The sequence below is a fragment of the Salinisphaera orenii subsp. halophila YIM 95161 genome (genome assembly GCF_003732545.1).
Classification (GTDB): Bacteria; Pseudomonadota; Gammaproteobacteria; order Nevskiales; family Salinisphaeraceae; genus Salinisphaera; species Salinisphaera orenii_A.
The window spans coordinates 1-17,675 of record NZ_AYKF01000002.1; the positions used below are offsets into that span (position 1 = coordinate 1).

Below are 17,675 nucleotides of genomic sequence, written 5' to 3' on the forward strand. Positions count from 1 at the left end.
GCGCTTCGCGCTTCACTAACGACGTGACACAGGGCACGCGCTAGAAGTCCGGATCCCAGTCGACCACGATCCGACCGGCGTCGAGGTCGACCGCATCGACGAACTCGTCCATGACGAAGGGAATCAGACGCTCGCGCTCGCCGTCCACGACCAGGACGTCGTTGGCTCCGGTCTCCATCATCGAGGCCACGCGGCCGAGCGGCGTGCCTTCGCGGGTGACCACGTCGAGGCCCATGAGATCGAACCAGTAGTAGCGCCCCGGCTCGGGTTCGGGCAACGCCGCCCGCGGCACGGCGATATCGCACTCCAGCAACGCGGCGGCGCCGTCGCGGTCGGCCACCGGCCGATCCGATGGATCCGCCAGCTGTGCGATCAGCGTCTTGGCCTGATTGCGGGCCGCCAGAACGCGAAAAGGCCGCCAGTCGCCCTGGCGGCCTATCAGCCACTGGTCGTGCTCGATCAGGTTGCGAGCCGGCCGGGTGTAGGAATAGACCTTGACCCAGCCACTGACGCCGAACAGTCCGTTGATCCGGCCAAGCACCACCGGTGCGCGCTCAGCCACGGCGTCGACTCCCGCCAGACCGGCGCCTACGCCTGAGGCGCGTCCTCACCGGCCGCGTCCTGGGCCTCCGGTGCGCTCGTCTCGACGGTGTCGTCGGGCTTGCCCGACTCCGCCGCGGCGTCGCCCGTGGCACCGGCCGGCACGGTCTGGCCGCCGGCTTCCTTGGCCTTCGAGACCGGCGGCGCCGCGCGGGCCGGAGCCTCGCCTTCGCCGTGACGGTTGAAGTGCTTGACCAGGTTGTTGACGCGCTCGGAGAGCTGCGCACCGTGGCCCTTCCAGTATTCGATGCGCTCGACGTCCAGACGCAGCGGCACCTCGCCGCCGATCGCCACCGGATTGAAGAATCCGAGACGCTCGATATAGCGCCCGTCACGCCCGTTGCGCATGTCGGTTACGACGATGTGATAGAAGGGACGCTTCTTCGCGCCGCCGCGCTGCAGCCGGATTTTGACCATAGCCGTTGTGTGCCGTTTGGAATTGGGTTCGCGACAGGCCGCGCGCCGTGCACGCCGCCGTGGAAGATCGCACATTGTACGCGGATGCACGCAAATTGGAAGCACCGCGGTCGCGCCGATCTTTTCTACCGGCACTGCGTCCGATCAGCGGCCCATGCCCGGCGGCAGACTGCCGCCGCCACCGCCCATGCCGGGCGGCAGGCCACCCTGGCCGCCCTGACCGCCCATGCCCTGCATGGCGCGCATCATCTTCTTCATGCCGCCGCCCTTGAGCTTTTTCATCATCTTGCGCATCTGGACATGCTGCTTGAGCAGGCGGTTGACGTCCTGGACCTGAGTGCCGGAGCCACCCGCGATGCGCCGCTTGCGCGAAGACTTGATGACGTCCGGAAAGGCCCGCTCCTGCGGCGTCATGGAATCCACGATCGCCAGCATGCGCTTGACCTGGGTCTCGTCCGCGGCCCCGGCCATGCCCTTGGGCATCTGGCCGCCGCCGGGCATCTTCTCCATCAGCGCGCCGAGGCCGCCCATCTCCTGCATCTGCCGCAACTGATCGGCCAGATCGTTGAGGTCGAAGCCCTTGCCCTTCTTGAGCTTCTTGGCGAGCTTCTCGGCCTTGTCCTGATCGACCTTCTGTTCGGCCTCCTCGACCAGCGACAGCACGTCGCCCATGCCGAGAATGCGCGAGGCCACGCGATCGGGATGGAACGGCTCCAGGGCCTCCAGTTTCTCGCCGGTACCCAGGAACTTGATCGGCCGGCCGGTGATCTGGCGCACGGACAGCGCCGCGCCGCCGCGGGCGTCGCCGTCGACCTTGGTCAGCACGACGCCGGTCAGCGGCAGCGCGTCGCCGAAGGCCTTGGCGGTATTGGCCGCGTCCTGGCCGGTCATGGCGTCGACCACGAACAGCGTCTCGGCCGGCTTGAGCGTCTCGTTGAGGCCGCTGATCTCGGCCATCATGGCCTCGTCGATGCCGAGCCGGCCGGCGGTGTCGACGATGAGCACGTCGTAGAAGCCGCGCCGGGCGGCCTCGAGCGCGGACTTGGCGATCGCCTGCGGCTTGTCGGTGGACGCGCTCGGATGGAAATCCGCGCCCACGTCGCTGGCCACGCGCTCGAGCTGATCGATGGCCGCGGGCCGATAGACGTCGGTGGACACCACCAGCACGTTCTTCTTCTCGCGCTGCTTGAGATAGCGCGCGAGCTTGCCGGTCGAGGTGGTCTTGCCCGAGCCCTGCAGGCCAGCCATGAGCACCACGGCCGGCGGCTTGGCGCGCAGATCCAGGCTTTCGTTGGATTCGCCGAGGAGCGCGGTGAGCTCATCGCGCACGATCTTGATCAGCGCCTGGCCCGGCGTGAGGCTCGTCATCACCTCCGAACCGACCGCACGCTCGCGGATGTCGTCGACGAACTGCTTGACCACCGGCAGCGCGACGTCCGCCTCGAGCAGCGCCATGCGCACTTCGCGCAGGGTGGCCTTGATGTTGTCCTCGGTCAGCCGCCCGCGACCGCGGATGGTCTGGAAACTGCGGTTGAGCCGATCGCTGAGACTGTCGAACATCGTGTGGAGGCGTTCGCTGAGTGCCGATGCCCAGTATAACGGCTGCGCCCGCCGGTGCGGGCACGCGCACCCACGCCCGTCCCGCCACGGATGACAAATGCGGCACAATGGAGCCCTATGCCTGACGCCCCTATGTCGAGTCCATGGCGCTAGTCGTGCTGGAAGTGCTGATCGCGGCGCTCGCCTACGCGGGCGCCACGCATGCGGTGTGGCGGCATCTGGCCGACGGACGCGACTACTGGCGGGTGACCGCCTTTGCGGCGGTCGGCCTGCTCGCGCAGATCGTCGCACTGATCCACCTGAGCCTGCACTCCGGCATGGTGGTGATCGGCCTGGGGACGGCCCTGTCGATGTTCGCCTGGCAGGCCGCGCTGCTGCTGTGGCTGTTCTCGCTGCGCGAATCCGTCGGCGCGCTCGGGCTGGTGATCTACCCGGTGGCCGGCCTGTGCGCGATCGCCGGCCTGCTGGTGCCCGACGCCCACAGCGCCACCGAGTCCCTGGCCTGGCCGCTGCAGCTCCACATTCTCCTGTCAGTGCTGGCCTACGGCCTGCTCACGCTCGGCGCGGTCCAGGCCGTGGTGCTCGCCCTCCAGCACCGCCAGCTGCGCCGTAGACCCCCGGCGGGCATGTTCACGTCGCTGCCGCCGCTGGAGACGATGGAAACACTGTTGTTCCGGCTGATCGGCGCGGGCTTTTTCCTCCTGAGCATGGCGATCGCCACGGGCGCGCTGTTCATCGACAACCTGTTCGCCCAGCACCTGGCGCACAAGACCATCCTGTCGCTCGTCGCCTGGCTGTGCTTCGCGGTGCTGCTGTTCGGACGCTGGCGCTACGGCTGGCGCGGCCGGCTGGCGGTCCGCGGCGCGCTGGCCGGCTACGGACTGCTCGTGCTGGCGTACTTCGGCAGCAAATTGGTGCTGGAACTCATTCTGGGAGAACATTGGTGAACGCGCGCCGCGAGGCGCACCATCACCCTGCCCGGCGCGCGCCCACTTGATCACGGACTAGCTCTTGGACGCCATATCCCTGCCGGTGCTGTTCGGCATCCTGCTGCTCATGCTCGTGCTGTCCGCGGCCTTCTCGGGGTCCGAGACCGGGCTGATGACGCTCAATCGTTATCGCATGAAGCATCTGTCCCAGGCCGGGCACGGCGGCGCGAGCCGCGCGGCGAAGCTGCTCGATCGTCCGGACCGGCTGATCGGGCTGATCCTGCTCGGCAACAACCTGGTCAACATCGCCGCCTCGGCGGTCGCCACCATGATCGGCATCCGCCTGTTCGGCGATGTCGGCGTGCTGGTGGCCACCGTCGCGCTCACGATCTTGGTGCTCATCTTTTCCGAGGTCACGCCCAAGACGCTGGCCGCGCTGCACCCCGAGCGCATCGCCTATCCCGCGGCCTATGTCTACACGCCGCTGCTGCGCGTGCTCTGGCCGGTGGTGATGATCGTGAACATGGCCGGCAACGGCATCCTGCGGCTGTTCGGAGTCTCGCCGGAGGACGCCGCGGCGCATTCGCTGTCCAGCGAGGAACTGCGAACGGTGGTCGCCGAGGCCGGCGCCATGATCCCGCGCCGACACCAGCAGATGCTGCTGTCGATCCTCGACATGGAGAAAGCCACGGTCGAGGACATCATGGTCCCGCGCAACGAGATCGTGGGCATCGATATCGACAAGCCCTGGCCCGAGGTCCTGCAGCAGCTGGTCGACAACCAGCACACGCGGCTGCCGCTGTTCGACGGCTCCATCGACGAGCTGCACGGCATCGTCCACATGCGCCGTGTGCTCGCACTGATCTCCAACGACGAGCTCGATCGGGACGCCCTGCTCCACCTCGCGCGCGAGCCCTATTTCGTGCCCGAGAACACGCCGCTGAATCAGCAGCTGCTCAACTTCCAGAACCAGAAGCGGCGGATCGGCTTCGTGGTCGACGAGTACGGCGACATCCAGGGCCTGGTCACGCTCGAGGACATCCTCGAGGAGATCGTCGGCGAGTTCACCACCGACCCGGCCACCCGGGTGAAGAACGTCTATATGGACGCCGACGACAGCTACCTCGTCGACGGCACCGCCTCGCTGCGCTCGCTCAACCGGGCGATGGGCTGGCAGCTGCCCGTGGACGGCCCGCGCACGATGAACGGGCTCATCACCGAACACCTGGAGACGATCCCGCAGCCGGGCACGAAGCTCGACGTGGGTTCCTACGTGCTGGAGATCGCGCGCACCCGTGCGAATCTGGTCGAGACCGTGCGCGTGCGCCCGCCACGAGGCCGACTCCGACGCGCCGGTGCCGGGCACAGCGACAACGAGCCCGCCGACCCGCGCGACTAGGGCCGGCGATCGGCCGCGGCGAGTGTGCCGCGCTGATGGCGGGCCAACCACGGCCGGCGTCACTGCCGGGCGCCGGGCCTAATGCGCGGCGATGACCGGCGCTGTCGCTCCTAAGAGCCTACACGACCGCGCGCCTCGGCCGACCGCATCGAGGCGCGCGCTAGCCCATGGCATCGATCGCATCGGCCAGACGCGAAACGCCGACGACCTCGAGCTCGCCGACGCGCCCCGATTTCGGCGCGTTCGCTCTGGGCACGATCGCGCGGGTGAAGCCATGCTTGGCGGCCTCGGCCAGGCGATCCTCGCCGCCCGGCACGGGCCGGATCTCGCCGGCCAGGCCGAGCTCGCCGAACACGACCAGCCGTTCGCCCAGCGGCCGGTCGCGAAAGCTCGACAGCGCAGCCAGCACCACCGGCAGATCGGCGGCGGTCTCGCTGACCCGCATGCCGCCGACCACGTTCACGAACACGTCCTGATCGCCGAGCCCGATCCCGCCGTGTCGGTGCAGCACCGCCAGCAGCATCGCCAGGCGCTGCGAATCCGGCCCGAGCGCGACTCGGCGCGGATTGTGCAACTGCGAGCCGTCCACCAGCGCCTGCACCTCCACGAGCATCGGCCGCGAACCTTCACGGGTCACCATCACCGCGCTGCCGGGCACGGCCTGGTCATGGCGCGACAGGAAGATGGCCGAGGGATTGGTCACCTGCTTGAGGCCGCTGTTCGACATCGCGAAAACCCCGAGCTCGTTGACCGCGCCGAAGCGGTTCTTCACCGCACGGATCACGCGGAAACGGCTGGAGGCCTCGGCCTCGAAGTAGAGCACCGTGTCGACCATATGCTCGAGCACGCGCGGCCCGGCGATGGTGCCCTCCTTGGTGACGTGCCCCACGAGAATCAGCGCCGTGCCGGTGGCCTTGGCGAAGCGCACCAGCATGCCGGCCGACTCGCGCACCTGCGAGACGGTGCCGGGCGCCGAGCTGAGCGCCTGCGAGAACACGGTCTGGACCGAGTCGATGACCACCAGCCGGGGCGCCTGCGGCTTGGCCAGTGCCAGCACCCGCTCCACGCAGGTCTCGGCCAGCACCGCGAGCTCGGCCCGATCCACCCCCAGGCGCTGGGCGCGCAGATGCACCTGTTCGAGCGATTCCTCGCCGGTAACATAGAGCGCCGGAATCGCCGACGAAAGCTGCGTGAGCACCTGGAGCAGCAGCGTTGACTTGCCGATGCCAGGATCGCCGCCGATCAGGATCACCGACCCGGGCACCAGGCCGCCGCCGAGCACGCGATCGAGCTCGGACATGCCCGTGGCGGTACGCGCGGTCTCGGTCGGCCGGATGGCGTCCAGCCGCTCCACTCGCGGCGCCGTGTCCGCGAAGCTCGCCGGCGCCGCCGCGCCCGGCTTGGCCGGGGCCGCGGCCACGCTTTCGGTGAGCGTGTTCCAGGCGCCGCAGTCGGCGCATTGACCGGCCCATTTGGCGTGGCTCGCGCCACAGGATTCACACACGAATACGGTCTTGTTGCGCGCCATGCGGACTACGCCTGAAACGGACAAACCGGCATACTAGAGCGTGTAGGTCCTTCGTGCGATACCAGCGTCCATCCGGGCGCCGCGGGCGGCGGCACCGGGTCCACGGCGTCCGCGCGACCCGTCGACGCGGCCATCGCAACAACGAAGCGGCCCGCCGCACAATCGCAGTCCATCGGCCGCCAAACGCGTGCGGCGCGCGGCCCAGACGGCCCCGGAGCACCATGCACGAACGCCAGGACATCGAATTCAACAGTCGGGGCACCACCTGCCGCGGCTGGTACTACCCCGCGCGTAGCGAAGGGTTTCGCGGCCCGGACGGCACCCCCTGCGTGGTCATGGCGCACGGCCTCGGCGGCACCCGCGACGCCGGCCTCGAGCCCTACGCCGAGCGCTTCGCCGACGCCGGCCTCGCGGTCCTGCTGTTCGACTATCGCCATTTCGGCGCCAGCGACGGCGAGCCGCGCCAGCTGCTGTCCGTACGGCGCCAGCTCCGCGACTGGGCCACCGCCGTCCGCGTGGCCCGCAGCCTGCCCGAGATCGACGCCGAGCGGATCGCGCTATGGGGCAGCTCCTTTTCCGGCGGCCACGTGATCGCCGCCGCCGCCGACGACGGGCGGGTCGCGGCCGTGACCGCCCAAGGCCCGATGATGGACGGCCTGGCCGCCGTGACCAACGCCGTGTCCTACGGCGGCCTGTCGCTGCTGCTGCGGCTGAGCTGGGCCGGCATCCGCGACGTCATCGGCGACCTCGCCGGGGCTGATCCAGTCTACATACCGATCGTCGCGCGGCCGGGCGGCGTGGCCACCATGGCCACCGCGGACGCCTACGACGGCTATCACGCCATCGCGCCGCCGGACTGGCGTAACGAAGTCGCGGCGCGGTTCGCGCTCTCTCTGGCCTTCTACCGGCCCGGCAAGCGCGCGAACCGGCTGCCCTGCCCGACCCTGATCCAGATCTGCGACGAGGACAGCGTCGCCCCGCCCTGGGCGGCGGAGGCGACCGCGGCCCATTCGCGCGGCCGGGCGGTGGAAAAGCACTATCGCATCGGCCACTTCGATATCTATCGCGACGCCGGCTTCCGGGCATCGAGCGCCGACCAGCTCGCCTTCTTCACGGAACATCTGTCGCCGCAGGCGATCGACCAGCGTCGCCGCGAACGCCAACACAGCGAACGCGAGGAACGCGGGCGCAGCCCCATCCGGCTCGGCTGATACACAGCCGGTACAGCCCGACGTCTGCGCCGGCTCTCGGCAATCGGGCCTTCGGCACGGCCCCGCGCGCCGTCCCGAGTTATCGGTAGGCGATCGGCACCGACGGCCTCGCGATCATCTCGACATGACCTGGCGACACCGCACCGCCTTTGTCGAACCGCCGCGCCGGATATCGCTGATCGCAGACGCCCGGCCCGATGCAGATCGGCAGTCGCCGGCGGCAGCCTTCGTGGACGCGGAAGTGGCCTCTAGCGCGATCAAGCCGGCGAGCGAACACGTCCAACGGGCGCGCCCGGCTTCGGTCGCCTGGCGCATTGCACGACAACGCATCGGGAGCGGGCGCGATCGCGCGGACACGACGAAGACCGGCGCCGCCGCTCGATCGGGGCCGATTCGAGCCGCCGCGCGAGCCCAGCGCCCGTCCTATACGATCTCGAAAGCCACCCGCGGCGTCAGGCGGCAGAACAGTTCATAGGCGATGGTGCCCGCGGCCGCTGCAATCTCGTCCGCGGGCAGGTCTTCGCCCCAGAGCGTGGCGCGGTCGCCGACACGGGCGGCAGGCGCAGCGCGCAGGTCCACGGTAATCATGTCCATGGAGACGCGTCCGATCAGCGGCACGCGCACGCCGTCGAGAAGCACCGGCGTACCCGGCGGTGCATGACGCGGATAGCCGTCGCCGTAGCCGATGCCGATCACGCCCACGGGCATGGATTCGGGCGTGCGCGAGATCGCCCCGTAGCCGATCGGCTCACCGGCGGCGACCGTCTGACGGGCGATCAGCGGCGCGCTCAGCGTCATCGCCGGCCGCAGATCGCAGTCGGCCGCGCTGCGCGCCAGCAGGGGCGAACTGCCGTAGAGCATGATGCCCGGGCGCACCGTGTCGGCGTGGCTCTCCGGCCAGTCGAGCACGCCGGCCGAATTCGCGATCGAACGCTGGCCCGCGCGGCCGACGATGGCCGCCTCGAACGCGGCGAGCTGGCGGCGGGTCAGCGGGCTGCGGGCGTCGTCGGCACAGGCCAGATGCGTCAGCCAGCCGCCGTGGCTTGCCTGCGGGCACGTATCGACACGTGCGGCGATCTCGCCGGCCCGCTCGCAGGCGAAACCCAATCGGTGCATGCCGGAGTCGAGCTTTATCCAGACCGTGACCGGCGGGCCGCGGTACGCCGCCAGGGCGTCCAGCTGGGCGTCGTGAAAGAGCACGATCTCGAAGCCCTGCTCGGCGGCCTGGGCGCAGACGGTGGCGTCGAGCATCTGCGAGAGCATGAGCACCGGCCGGTCGATGCCTGCCCAGCGCAGCTGCAGCGCTTCATCCAGACTGGAGACCGCGAATCCGTCGGCGTCGGCCAGGGCGTGGGCCACCGTCGCGGCGCCGTGGCCGTAGCCGTCGGCCTTGACCGCGGCGTAGACGCGGCGCCCGGGCGCCAATGCCCGCGCCCGAGCGAGATTGTGGGCCAGCGCCGCACGGTCGATGGTGGCGAGCGCCCGCCTCATTCGAAATCGTCGTCGTAGTTCTCGGCGAGGTTCTCGAAACGGGTCAGATGCGGCAGAAAGGCCACACGTGCCGTGCCGAGCGGGCCGTTGCGCTGCTTGCCGATGATGATCTCGGCCACGCCCTTGTCCTCGGTGTCCTCGTTGTAGACCTCGTCGCGGTAGATGAAGATGATCACGTCCGCGTCCTGCTCGATGCCGCCCGATTCGCGCAGGTCCGACATCCGCGGGCGCTTGTTGTCGCGCTGCTCGACCTGGCGGTTGAGCTGCGACAGCGCGATCACCGGCAGGTCCAGTTCCTTGGCCAGCGCCTTGAGCGAGCGCGAGATCTCGGAGATCTCGTTGGTGCGGTTCTCGCTGGTCCCCGGCACCTGCATCAGCTGCAGATAGTCGACGACGATCAGGCCGATGTCGTGCTCGCGCTTGAGCCGGCGGGCGCGGGCCCGCAGCTCGCTGGGCGACAGCGCCGGCGTGTCGTCGATGAACAGCCGCGCGTTCTCGTTCATGATGCCGATCGCGGAGGTGATCTTGGGCCAGTCGTCCTCGGTGAGCTGGCCCGTGCGCAGCCGCGTCTGGTCGACCCGCCCCCAGGAGGAGATCATGCGCATGACGATCTGCTCCGAGGACATCTCCAGCGAGAACACCGCCACCGGCACCTTCTCCTTGATGGCGACGTTCTCCACGACATTCATCGCGAAACTGGTCTTGCCCATCGACGGGCGGGCGGCGAGGATCAGCAGGTCCGACGGCTGCAGGCCGTTGGTCATCTTGTCGAAATTGTAGAGCCCGGTCGGCGTTCCGGAGAACGAGCCTTCGCTGGCCACGAGCGACTCGATGCGGTCGACCACGTCGCTGAGCAACGCGTTGAGGCCCTTGGGCCCTTCGCCGCCGCGCCGACCGCGCTCGGCGATCGCGAAGATCTCCTTCTCCGCGGCCTCGAGCAGATCCGCCGCGCTCTGGCCCTGGGTATCGAAGCCCATGGTCGTGATCGAGTCGCCGACCCGAATGAGCTGACGCATGATCGAGCGCTCGCGCACGATGTCCGCATAGGCCTTGATGTTGGCCGCGCCGGGGATGTCGGCCGCGAGATTGCCGAGATAGGTCGCCCCGCCCGCCTTGTCGAGAATGCCGTTGTTGCGCAGCCACTCGGTGAGCGTGACCAGATCGCGCGGCTGTCCGGTATTGGCCAGATCCGCGAGGCCGCGGAACAGCAGCCGGTGGTCCTCGCGGTAGAAGTCGTCCTCGTTGATGCGGTCGGCGACCTGTTCCCAGGCCTCTTCGGCCAGCAGCAGCCCGCCGATGACGGACTGTTCGGCTTCGATCGAATGGGGCGGCAGCTTGGCTTCGGCCATCGGGGGCGCGTCTCGGCGGCTGGGAGTCCGCGAAGTTTACGCAAGGCACGGACCAAAAAAAACGCCGCCCGGAGGCGGCGTTGTCGGCAGGTCGTCGCAGACCCCCGTGCTAGCCGTTCTCGCGCTCGTCGATCGGCGGATCGGCTTCCGTACCGGTCTCGTCGGCGGGCTCGCCGGCTTCCTCGACGCGCTCGCCCTCGACGTCGGTGGCGGCGACGTCGTCCTGCTCGGCGGCGTTCGCCTCGACCCGACTGGGCATGTTCACGCCCATGTCGGTCTGCTGGGCGACCACGATCGAGACCTCGACCTCGACCTCGGCGTGCAGCTGCAGCAGCGCGGTGTAGTAGCCCACCAGGCGAATCGTGCCCTCGGTCAGGCCGACCTCACGCGGGGTGACCTCGACGGTCTCCTCGGTGATCTTGTCCGAGATCTCCTGCGGGCCGACCGAGCCGAAGAGCTTGCCCTCGTCGCTGGCACGCATGGCGATGACGTATTCCTGGCCGCGCAGCTTCTCGGCCCGCGCCTTGGCGCGATCCTCGCGCTCCTGCGAGGCGGCCTGCAGCTCGGCGCGACGCTCCTCGAACACGCTGAGGTTCGCCTTCGTCGCCGGGAGCGCGATCCCGCGCGGCATCAGGAAATTGCGACCGTAGCCGGGGCGCACCTTGACGGTGTCGCCGAGGTCGCCGAGATTGCGGACTTTCTGTAGCAGAATGACTTCCACGGCGGCCTCCTAGGACGAGTGACGGTCGGTGTAGGGCAGCAGCGCCAGGAAACGGGCGCGCTTGACCGCGGTCGACAGCTGGCGCTGATAGCGCGCGGCGGTGCCGGTGATGCGGGACGGAACGATCTTGCCGGTTTCGGTCACGTACTGCTTGAGCGTCTCGATATCCTTGTAATCGATCTCTTCAACGCCTTCGGCGGTGAACTTGCAGAAACGGCGGCGGCGGAAAAAACGGGCCATGGGAGTGCTCCTCGAGCGTTAAGCCGGGCTGCGGTCTTCGGACTTGCGGTCCTCGGACTTCTCGGCGTTCTTGGCGAGCGGGGACGGGTCGGTGTCGGCCTTGTGACGGGCCACCACCATGTGACGCAGCACGGCGTCGTTGAAGCGGAAGGCGTCCTCGATCTCCTCGCGGGCGGCCTGCGAGCACTCCACGTTCAGCAGCACGTAGTGCGCCTTGTGGATCTTGTTGATCGGGTACGCCAGCTGGCGCCGGCCCCAGTCCTCGTGGCGGTGCACCTGGCCGTTGTCGGCCTCGACGATGCCGCGATACTTCTCGACCATCGCCGGCACCTGTTCGCTCTGGTCCGGGTGGACCAGGAACACGATTTCGTAATGTCGCATCGGTTGTCCTTTCGGTTTGAAGCCCCCGGCAAGACACGCCGTGGAGCAAGGCACTGCGGCGAGCGCCGCAAGGCGCGACATTCTAGGCAGTTCCCCGGGACGACGCAACCGCTGCGACCCGCGATCGCGGGCACCGGTAGGCCCGCCGCACCACTGATATTCATTCCGCGAATCGCGAGGGCGTCGCTTGATGGCAGGGCCCCAGGGCTTCCTCCTGTCAACATGTCTCACGAACGCGGCTTGGGCGACCGCACATTATATCCCGCAAGCTTCCAAGCGCGGCTCGTAGTGCGCCACAAGCCGGGCGCGCCACGGCGCAAGACCCGGGTTGGATGAGACACGGGGCGGCCCGGACGAGCCGGACGCACCGGAAATTTCACGAGCTAATGCGCACCGGCATTGCCGCATGCCGATGCGACAGCGGCTGCGCGGCGCGCTCGAAGCCTTGGCATGCCGCCGGACAACGCGTGGCGCGAGGAACGACGAGGATCAACAGGTTCTAGTCCGTTGACGTCGTCCCGGCCATGGCGCGCTGGCGAACCGCCTCGAACAGGGTGATGCCGGTCGCCACCGACACGTTCAGACTCTCGACATCGGCGGCCATCGGAATGGCGACGCAGTCGTCGCACTGGCGCTGCGTCAGCGCGCGCAGTCCGCCGGCCTCACCCCCCGCCACGAGCACGAGGCGTTCCGGCAGCGCCGTATCGTAAAGCGATGCCGGCGCCTGCGCGTCCAGACCGACCACCCAATAGCCGTCGGTCTGGAGCCGGCCCAGCGCTCGTGCGAGATTGGTCACGGGCACGAACGGCACCCGCTCGGCGGCCCCGGCCGCGACCTTGCGCACCGCCGGCGACAGGCCGGCCGCGCGCTTGCGCGGTGCGATCACCGCGGAGACGCCTGCCGCCGCGGCGGTGCGCAGACAGGCGCCGAGGTTGTGCGGGTCCTGGACCTGATCGAGCGCGAGGACCCAGGGCTGCTCGACCGCCTCGAGAATCGCCGGCAGTTCGGACTCCCGGCGCGGCTGGGCGATCTCGCACTCGGCCACGCAACCCTGGTGGCGCACCTCCGGCAGGAGCTCGTCGAGCCGGGCCATCGGCGCCCGCTCGACCGGCACGCCCTGCCGCGCCGCCTCGTCGGCGACGCCGCGGGCCCGGGCATCGTCGCGGCCCTCGGCCAACCAGATGCGCCGCAGCGTCGGGACGTTGCCGAGGGCGGCTTCCACGGCGTGGAAGCCGCCGATGCAGGCCTGCGCGGCTTCCGTCATGCGTCGGCGGCCGGCCGCCGGGCAAGCAGGTTCAACGCGCGCCTAGCTCAGGAGCCGAGATTCGGCGGCTCGGAGAACGCCTGCTTTTCCTGCCCCTCGACGATGGGCTTTATGACGATGTCGACGCGACGGTTTTCCGCCCGGCCGGCCTCGGTGTCGTTGCTGGCGATCGGTTCCGATTCGCCGCGTCCCCAGGTCAGCACGCGCTGCGAGTCCACGCCACGGCCGGTCAGAAAGCCGGCCACCGACTGCGCCCGCTTCTGCGAGAGCTCGAGGTTGTGCTGCTCGCTGCCGGTGCTGTCGGTATGGCCGACGACGTGAATCGCGGTCTTCTCGTAGTCCTTGAGGACGTTGGCGATCTTGTTGAAGGTGCTCTGCGCGTTCTGGCTGAGCGTCGAGCTGTCGACCGCGAAAGAGGCGTCGCTGGCCACGCCGATCTTGAGGGCGTCGCTATCGAGGCGGGTGATGTCGAGCACATCCCGGGCCTGCTCCGCCGCCAGCTTCTCGTTGAGTTCCTGCTGCTGGTTGTCCATGTAGCGGCCGGTCGCGCCGCCGGCCAGCGCGCCCAGCGCCGCGCCGATGGCGACATTGGTGCCGGACTCATCGCCGAGCTGCGAGCCGGTCAGGCCGCCGAGTACGGCGCCCACGCCAGCGCCGATCTTGGTCTTGCGGTTCGGGTCGCCGGCACAGGCGGTGACGAACAGCGCCGTGCACAGCACGGCGAGCAGGACTTTCGTGGAATGCTTGACGGTCATTGGCGTTTACCTCGTCCTTTGCGGGATGAGCGTTTCGGCTTGCTGCGTTTGGCCGCGGCCTGGTCGGGCTCGACGAGTTCGAAGTCGATCTTGCGCTCGTCCAGATCCACGCGCGCCACACGCACCTTGAGCTTGTCGGCCAGACGATGCACCGCGCCGGAGCGCTCGCCGCGCAGACACCGCGACTGGGCGTCGAAGTGATAGTAGTCGTTGGACAGGCTCGAGACATGCACGAGCCCGGTAGCATGGATGCCGTCGAGCTCGACGAACAGGCCGAACGAGGTCACGCCGGTGACCGTGCCCTCGAAGGTCTCGCCCAGCGAGTCGCTCATGAACTCGCACTTGAGCCAGTCGTCGACGTCGCGCGTGGCCTCGTCGGCGCGCTTCTCGGCTTCCGAGCACTGGGTTCCCAGCGCCTCCATGGCCGGCACGTCGTAGTCGAAGTTCACCGGCTTGCGGCGCGCTTCCAGATGCTTGATCGCGCGGTGGACCAGCAGGTCGGGATAGCGGCGGATCGGCGACGTGTAGTGGGCGTAGTACTCCAGCGCCAGGCCGAAGTGGCCGTCGTTGTGCGGGGTATAGACCGCCCGCGACAGACTGCGCAGCATCACCGTCTGGATGAGATGCGCATCGCTGCGGTCGGCGACGGTCGCCAGGACACTGGCGTAGTCCGCGGCCTGCGGATCGCTGCCGCCGGGCAGCGACAGCCCGCGCTCGGCCAGAAAGGAACGCAGGTCGTCGAGCGCATCCGCGGCCGGACCGCTGTGCACGCGATAGAGCAGCGGCATGCGCTTCTTCGACAGATGCGTGGCCGTGGCCACGTTCGCCGCGATCATGCATTCCTCGATGATCTTGTGCGCGACGTTGCGCTCGTAGGGCACGATGCGTTCGATCTTGCGATCGTCGTTGAACACGATCTGCGTGTCGGTGGTCTCGAACTCGATCGCGCCGCGTTCGCGCCGCTCGGTCATGAGCGCGTCGTAGACGCCCTTGAGATCCTCGAGCGGCTTTTTCAGCGCCTGGTGGCGCTCGGGCATGTTCTGCGGATTCTCCAGCCAGTCCGCGACCTGTTCGTAGAGCAGGCGTGCATGCGAACGAATGACCGCCGAATAGAACTTGCTGGCGCGGGTGCGGCCCTGGCGGTCGATACGCATCTCGCAGACGACGGCCAGCCGGTCCACCTCGGGGTTGAGCGAGCACAGGCCGTTGGACAGCGCTTCGGGCAGCATCGGCACGACGTTTTCCGGGAAATACACCGACGTCGCCCGCTTCTGGGCCTCGGCGTCGAGCGCGGAGCCCGGCTTGACGTAGGCCGACACGTCGGCGATGGCCACCCACAGCTTCCAGCCACGCACCGTCGCGCGGGCATAGACGGCGTCGTCGAAATCGCGCGCGTCCGCGCCGTCGATGGTCACCAGCGGCAGATCGCGCAGATCCACGCGGTCGGCCTTGTCGGCCTCGGCGACCGCATCGCCGAAGGACCTGGCCTCGGCGAGCACGTCGTCCGGCCACGCGAACGGGATGCCATGCGCGCGCAGCGCCACGTCGATCTCCATGCCCGGCGCCATGCGGTCGCCCATGACCTCGACGACTTCGCCGATCGGCTGCGCGCGCTTGGACGGCGGCTGGACGATGCGCACGGTCACGACCTGATCGTGCGTCGCCCCGCCGCGTGCGTTATCCGGAACGCGGATGTCGTGGGCGATCCGCGAGTTGTCGGGGACCACGTGATAGGTGCCGCGCTCCTCGACGAAGCGGCCCACCACCGCCTCGTTGGCGCGCTCCAGCACCTCGGCCACGCGACCCTCGCGGCGGCCGCGGTTGTCCCGGCCGACGATGCGCACGACCGCACGATCGCCGTGCATGAGCAGGCGCATCTGGCGCGGATTGAGAAAGACGTCGTCCTCGTCGCCGTTGTCGGGGATGAGGAAGCCGAAGCCGTCGCGGTGACCCTGCACACGGCCGCGTACGAGGTCCATCTTGTCGATGGGCCCCAGCGCGCCGCGCCGGTTCTCGAGCAGCTGGCCGTCGCGCAGCATCGCGCGCAGACGGTGATCGAAGGCCTCGAGCGCCTTGTCGTCAGCCAGCGCGTAGAACTCGATGAGTTCGCCGCGCGTCATCGGCCGCGACTGCTCCATCAGGTCGTTGAGCACGAGCTGGCGGCTCGGCACCGGTTCGGCGTACGCGTTTTTCTCGCGTGCGTACTCGGGATCGCGGGATTGCCAGTCGCCCGCGGGCGTATCGGATTTAGTCAAGATGTCGCTCCATGGCGCTCAAGATACCGGATAACGAATCGTCCAGAAACAACGTTGACAAGCGCGCCCGCAATGTCTACATTGCGCGCCTCCACGCCGAGGTGGCGGAATTGGTAGACGCGCTAGCTTCAGGTGCTAGTGAGCTAACGCTCGTGGAGGTTCAAGTCCTCTCCTCGGCACCATCTCTTCTCTCCGAAGAGATGGCCCGGCGCGATGCCGGGCCTCTTGTTCCCGATATGCCAGACGTTATGACGCGCGCGATGCGCCGTCGCGGTTGTCAGACCGCGAACGGATCCCGCAGCACGATCGTGTCCGCACGGTCGGGACCGGTCGAGACGACGTCGATCGGCGTGCCGGTGATCTCCGCCAGCCGATCGAGATAGTCGCGCGCAGCACGCGGCAGCTTGTCGTAGTCGCGCACCCCGGAGGTCGACTCGCTCCAGCCGTCCATCTCTTCGTAGACCGGCTCGCAGCGGGCCAGCGCATCGGCGCCCAGCGGCGGCACGGTGATGGTCTCGTTGTCGCAGCGGTAGCCGGTGCAGAGCCGGATGCCTTCCAGGCCATCCAGAACATCCAGCTTGGTGATGCACAGCCCCGAGAGGCTGTTGTTGAACGCGGCCCGGCGCAGACCCACCGCGTCGAACCAGCCGCAGCGACGCGCCCGGCCCGTGGTTGCGCCGAACTCCGCACCCTTGGAGGCCAGATGGCGGCCGAAGTGGTCGTCCAGTTCCGTGGGGAACGGCCCCGAACCGACGCGGGTGGTGTACGCCTTGACCACGCCCAGCACGTAGTCGAAATAGGTCGGCCCCACGCCGGTACCGGTGGCTGCGCCGCCGGCGGTGGTGTTCGACGAAGTGACGTAGGGATAGGTGCCGTGGTCGACATCCAGCAGCGCGCCCTGCGCGCCCTCGAACAGGATCGACTCGTCGGCGACGTAGGCCCGGCGCATGAGCTCGGCCACGTCCGACACCATGGGCGCCATCTCCTCGGCGTGCGCCAGACAGCCGTCCAGGGTCTCCTGGAAGTCCACAGGCGTGGTGCCGAAGTAGTTCTTGAGCACGAAGTTGTGGAAATCCAGGGCCTCGCCGAGCTTGGCCGCCAGCATCTCGCGACGGTACAGGTCGCCGACGCGGATCGCGCGCCGCGCGACCTTGTCCTCATAGGCCGGGCCGATGCCACGGCCGGTGGTGCCGATCGCGGTCTTGCCGCGCGCGGCCTCGCGCGCCTTGTCGAGCGCCACGTGGCTGGGCAGGATCAACGGACAGGCCGGGCTGATGCGCAGACGGCTGCGCACCGGCACGCCGCGCGCTTCGAGCGTGGCCATTTCCTCGATCAACGCATCCGGCGCGAGCACCACGCCGTTGCCGATATGGCAGGTGACGCCGTCGTGCAGAATGCCCGAGGGAATCAAGTGCAGGATCGTCTTCTCGCCGTTTATCACGAGCGTGTGCCCGGCGTTGTGGCCGCCCTGGAAGCGCACCACGTGGCGGGTGCGATCGGTGAGCAGGTCGACGATCTTGCCCTTGCCCTCGTCGCCCCATTGGCTGCCGATGACGATGACCCGTTTGCCCATGT

General features: G+C 68.7%; 14 protein-coding genes, 1 tRNA gene and 2 pseudogenes. 4 read left to right on the top strand and 13 right to left on the bottom strand.

The genetic code is table 11. The features are described from left to right. Positions 1–40: 40 nt before the first annotated feature. The 3 genes and pseudogenes from rimM to ffh form a co-directional block, all read right to left on the bottom strand. The gene (gene rimM, locus SAHL_RS01190) at positions 41–562 is read right to left on the bottom strand and encodes a ribosome maturation factor RimM (RefSeq protein WP_123589599.1); all 522 of its coding nucleotides are present in this window, start codon (positions 560–562) and stop codon (positions 41–43) included. A 227-nt stretch (positions 563–789) separates the two neighbouring features. After that, a pseudogene (gene rpsP, locus SAHL_RS18095) lies at positions 790–1,017 on the bottom strand (30S ribosomal protein S16); the annotation flags it as partial. Between the two features lie 144 nt (positions 1,018–1,161). After that, entirely contained in the window at positions 1,162–2,577 is a 1,416-nt protein-coding gene (ffh, locus tag SAHL_RS01200) for a signal recognition particle protein (RefSeq protein WP_123589601.1), read from the bottom strand. A gap of 143 nt (positions 2,578–2,720) precedes the next feature. Between ffh and SAHL_RS01205 the strand changes: the two genes are divergently transcribed. Further along, the gene (locus SAHL_RS01205) at positions 2,721–3,524 is read left to right on the top strand and encodes a cytochrome C assembly family protein (RefSeq protein WP_123589602.1); all 804 of its coding nucleotides are present in this window, start codon (positions 2,721–2,723) and stop codon (positions 3,522–3,524) included. Between the two features lie 64 nt (positions 3,525–3,588). Beyond that, positions 3,589–4,905 (top strand): HlyC/CorC family transporter, encoded by a 1,317-nt coding sequence (locus SAHL_RS01210; RefSeq protein ID WP_123589603.1) that lies wholly within the window; start codon positions 3,589–3,591, stop codon positions 4,903–4,905. Between the two features lie 160 nt (positions 4,906–5,065). On the opposite strand, the gene radA is transcribed toward SAHL_RS01210, so the two are convergent. Further along, positions 5,066–6,433 carry a DNA repair protein RadA gene (gene radA / locus SAHL_RS01215; protein WP_123589604.1) on the bottom strand — a complete coding sequence of 456 codons (1,368 nt, stop codon included), beginning with the start codon at positions 6,431–6,433 and terminating at the stop codon, positions 5,066–5,068. Positions 6,434–6,654: 221 nt separating this feature from the next. On the opposite strand from radA, the pseudogene SAHL_RS01220 reads away from it, so the two are divergent. Further along, positions 6,655–7,446: pseudogene (locus SAHL_RS01220) on the top strand (alpha/beta hydrolase); the annotation flags it as partial. Between the two features lie 621 nt (positions 7,447–8,067). Here SAHL_RS01220 and alr read toward each other — a convergent pair. From alr to rnr, 8 genes are all read right to left on the bottom strand, one after another. Continuing rightward, positions 8,068–9,135: an alanine racemase gene (gene alr, locus SAHL_RS01225; protein WP_123589606.1), complete on the bottom strand. Its 1,068-nt coding sequence runs from the start codon at positions 9,133–9,135 to the stop codon at positions 8,068–8,070. Further along, positions 9,132–10,484 (bottom strand): replicative DNA helicase, encoded by a 1,353-nt coding sequence (gene dnaB / locus SAHL_RS01230; protein WP_123589607.1) that lies wholly within the window; start codon positions 10,482–10,484, stop codon positions 9,132–9,134. The genes alr and dnaB overlap by 4 nt, the downstream gene beginning before the upstream one ends. Positions 10,485–10,593: 109 nt before the next feature. After that, positions 10,594–11,205: a 50S ribosomal protein L9 gene (gene rplI, locus SAHL_RS01235; protein WP_123589608.1), complete on the bottom strand. Its 612-nt coding sequence runs from the start codon at positions 11,203–11,205 to the stop codon at positions 10,594–10,596. A 9-nt stretch (positions 11,206–11,214) separates the two neighbouring features. Next, positions 11,215–11,445 (bottom strand): 30S ribosomal protein S18, encoded by a 231-nt coding sequence (gene rpsR, locus SAHL_RS01240; RefSeq protein WP_006914321.1) that lies wholly within the window; start codon positions 11,443–11,445, stop codon positions 11,215–11,217. Positions 11,446–11,463: 18 nt separating this feature from the next. Beyond that, positions 11,464–11,826 carry a 30S ribosomal protein S6 gene (gene rpsF, locus SAHL_RS01245; RefSeq protein ID WP_123589609.1) on the bottom strand — a complete coding sequence of 121 codons (363 nt, stop codon included), beginning with the start codon at positions 11,824–11,826 and terminating at the stop codon, positions 11,464–11,466. Positions 11,827–12,325: 499 nt separating this feature from the next. Then, positions 12,326–13,090 carry a 23S rRNA (guanosine(2251)-2'-O)-methyltransferase RlmB gene (rlmB, locus tag SAHL_RS01250; RefSeq protein ID WP_123589610.1) on the bottom strand — a complete coding sequence of 255 codons (765 nt, stop codon included), beginning with the start codon at positions 13,088–13,090 and terminating at the stop codon, positions 12,326–12,328. Positions 13,091–13,137: 47 nt separating this feature from the next. Next, positions 13,138–13,845: a YiaD family glycine zipper/OmpA-like lipoprotein gene (locus SAHL_RS01255; RefSeq protein WP_123589611.1), complete on the bottom strand. Its 708-nt coding sequence runs from the start codon at positions 13,843–13,845 to the stop codon at positions 13,138–13,140. Next, complete coding sequence (gene rnr / locus SAHL_RS01260) at positions 13,842–16,100, bottom strand: ribonuclease R (protein WP_123589612.1); 2,259 nt, start codon at positions 16,098–16,100, stop codon at positions 13,842–13,844. Before rnr ends, SAHL_RS01255 begins: the two co-directional genes overlap by 4 nt. A gap of 95 nt (positions 16,101–16,195) precedes the next feature. Between rnr and SAHL_RS01265 the strand changes: the two genes are divergently transcribed. Beyond that, positions 16,196–16,282, top strand: a tRNA-Leu gene (locus SAHL_RS01265). A gap of 95 nt (positions 16,283–16,377) precedes the next feature. On the opposite strand, the gene SAHL_RS01270 is transcribed toward SAHL_RS01265, so the two are convergent. After that, positions 16,378–17,673 (bottom strand): adenylosuccinate synthase, encoded by a 1,296-nt coding sequence (locus SAHL_RS01270; protein WP_123589613.1) that lies wholly within the window; start codon positions 17,671–17,673, stop codon positions 16,378–16,380. Positions 17,674–17,675 lie beyond the last annotated feature (2 nt).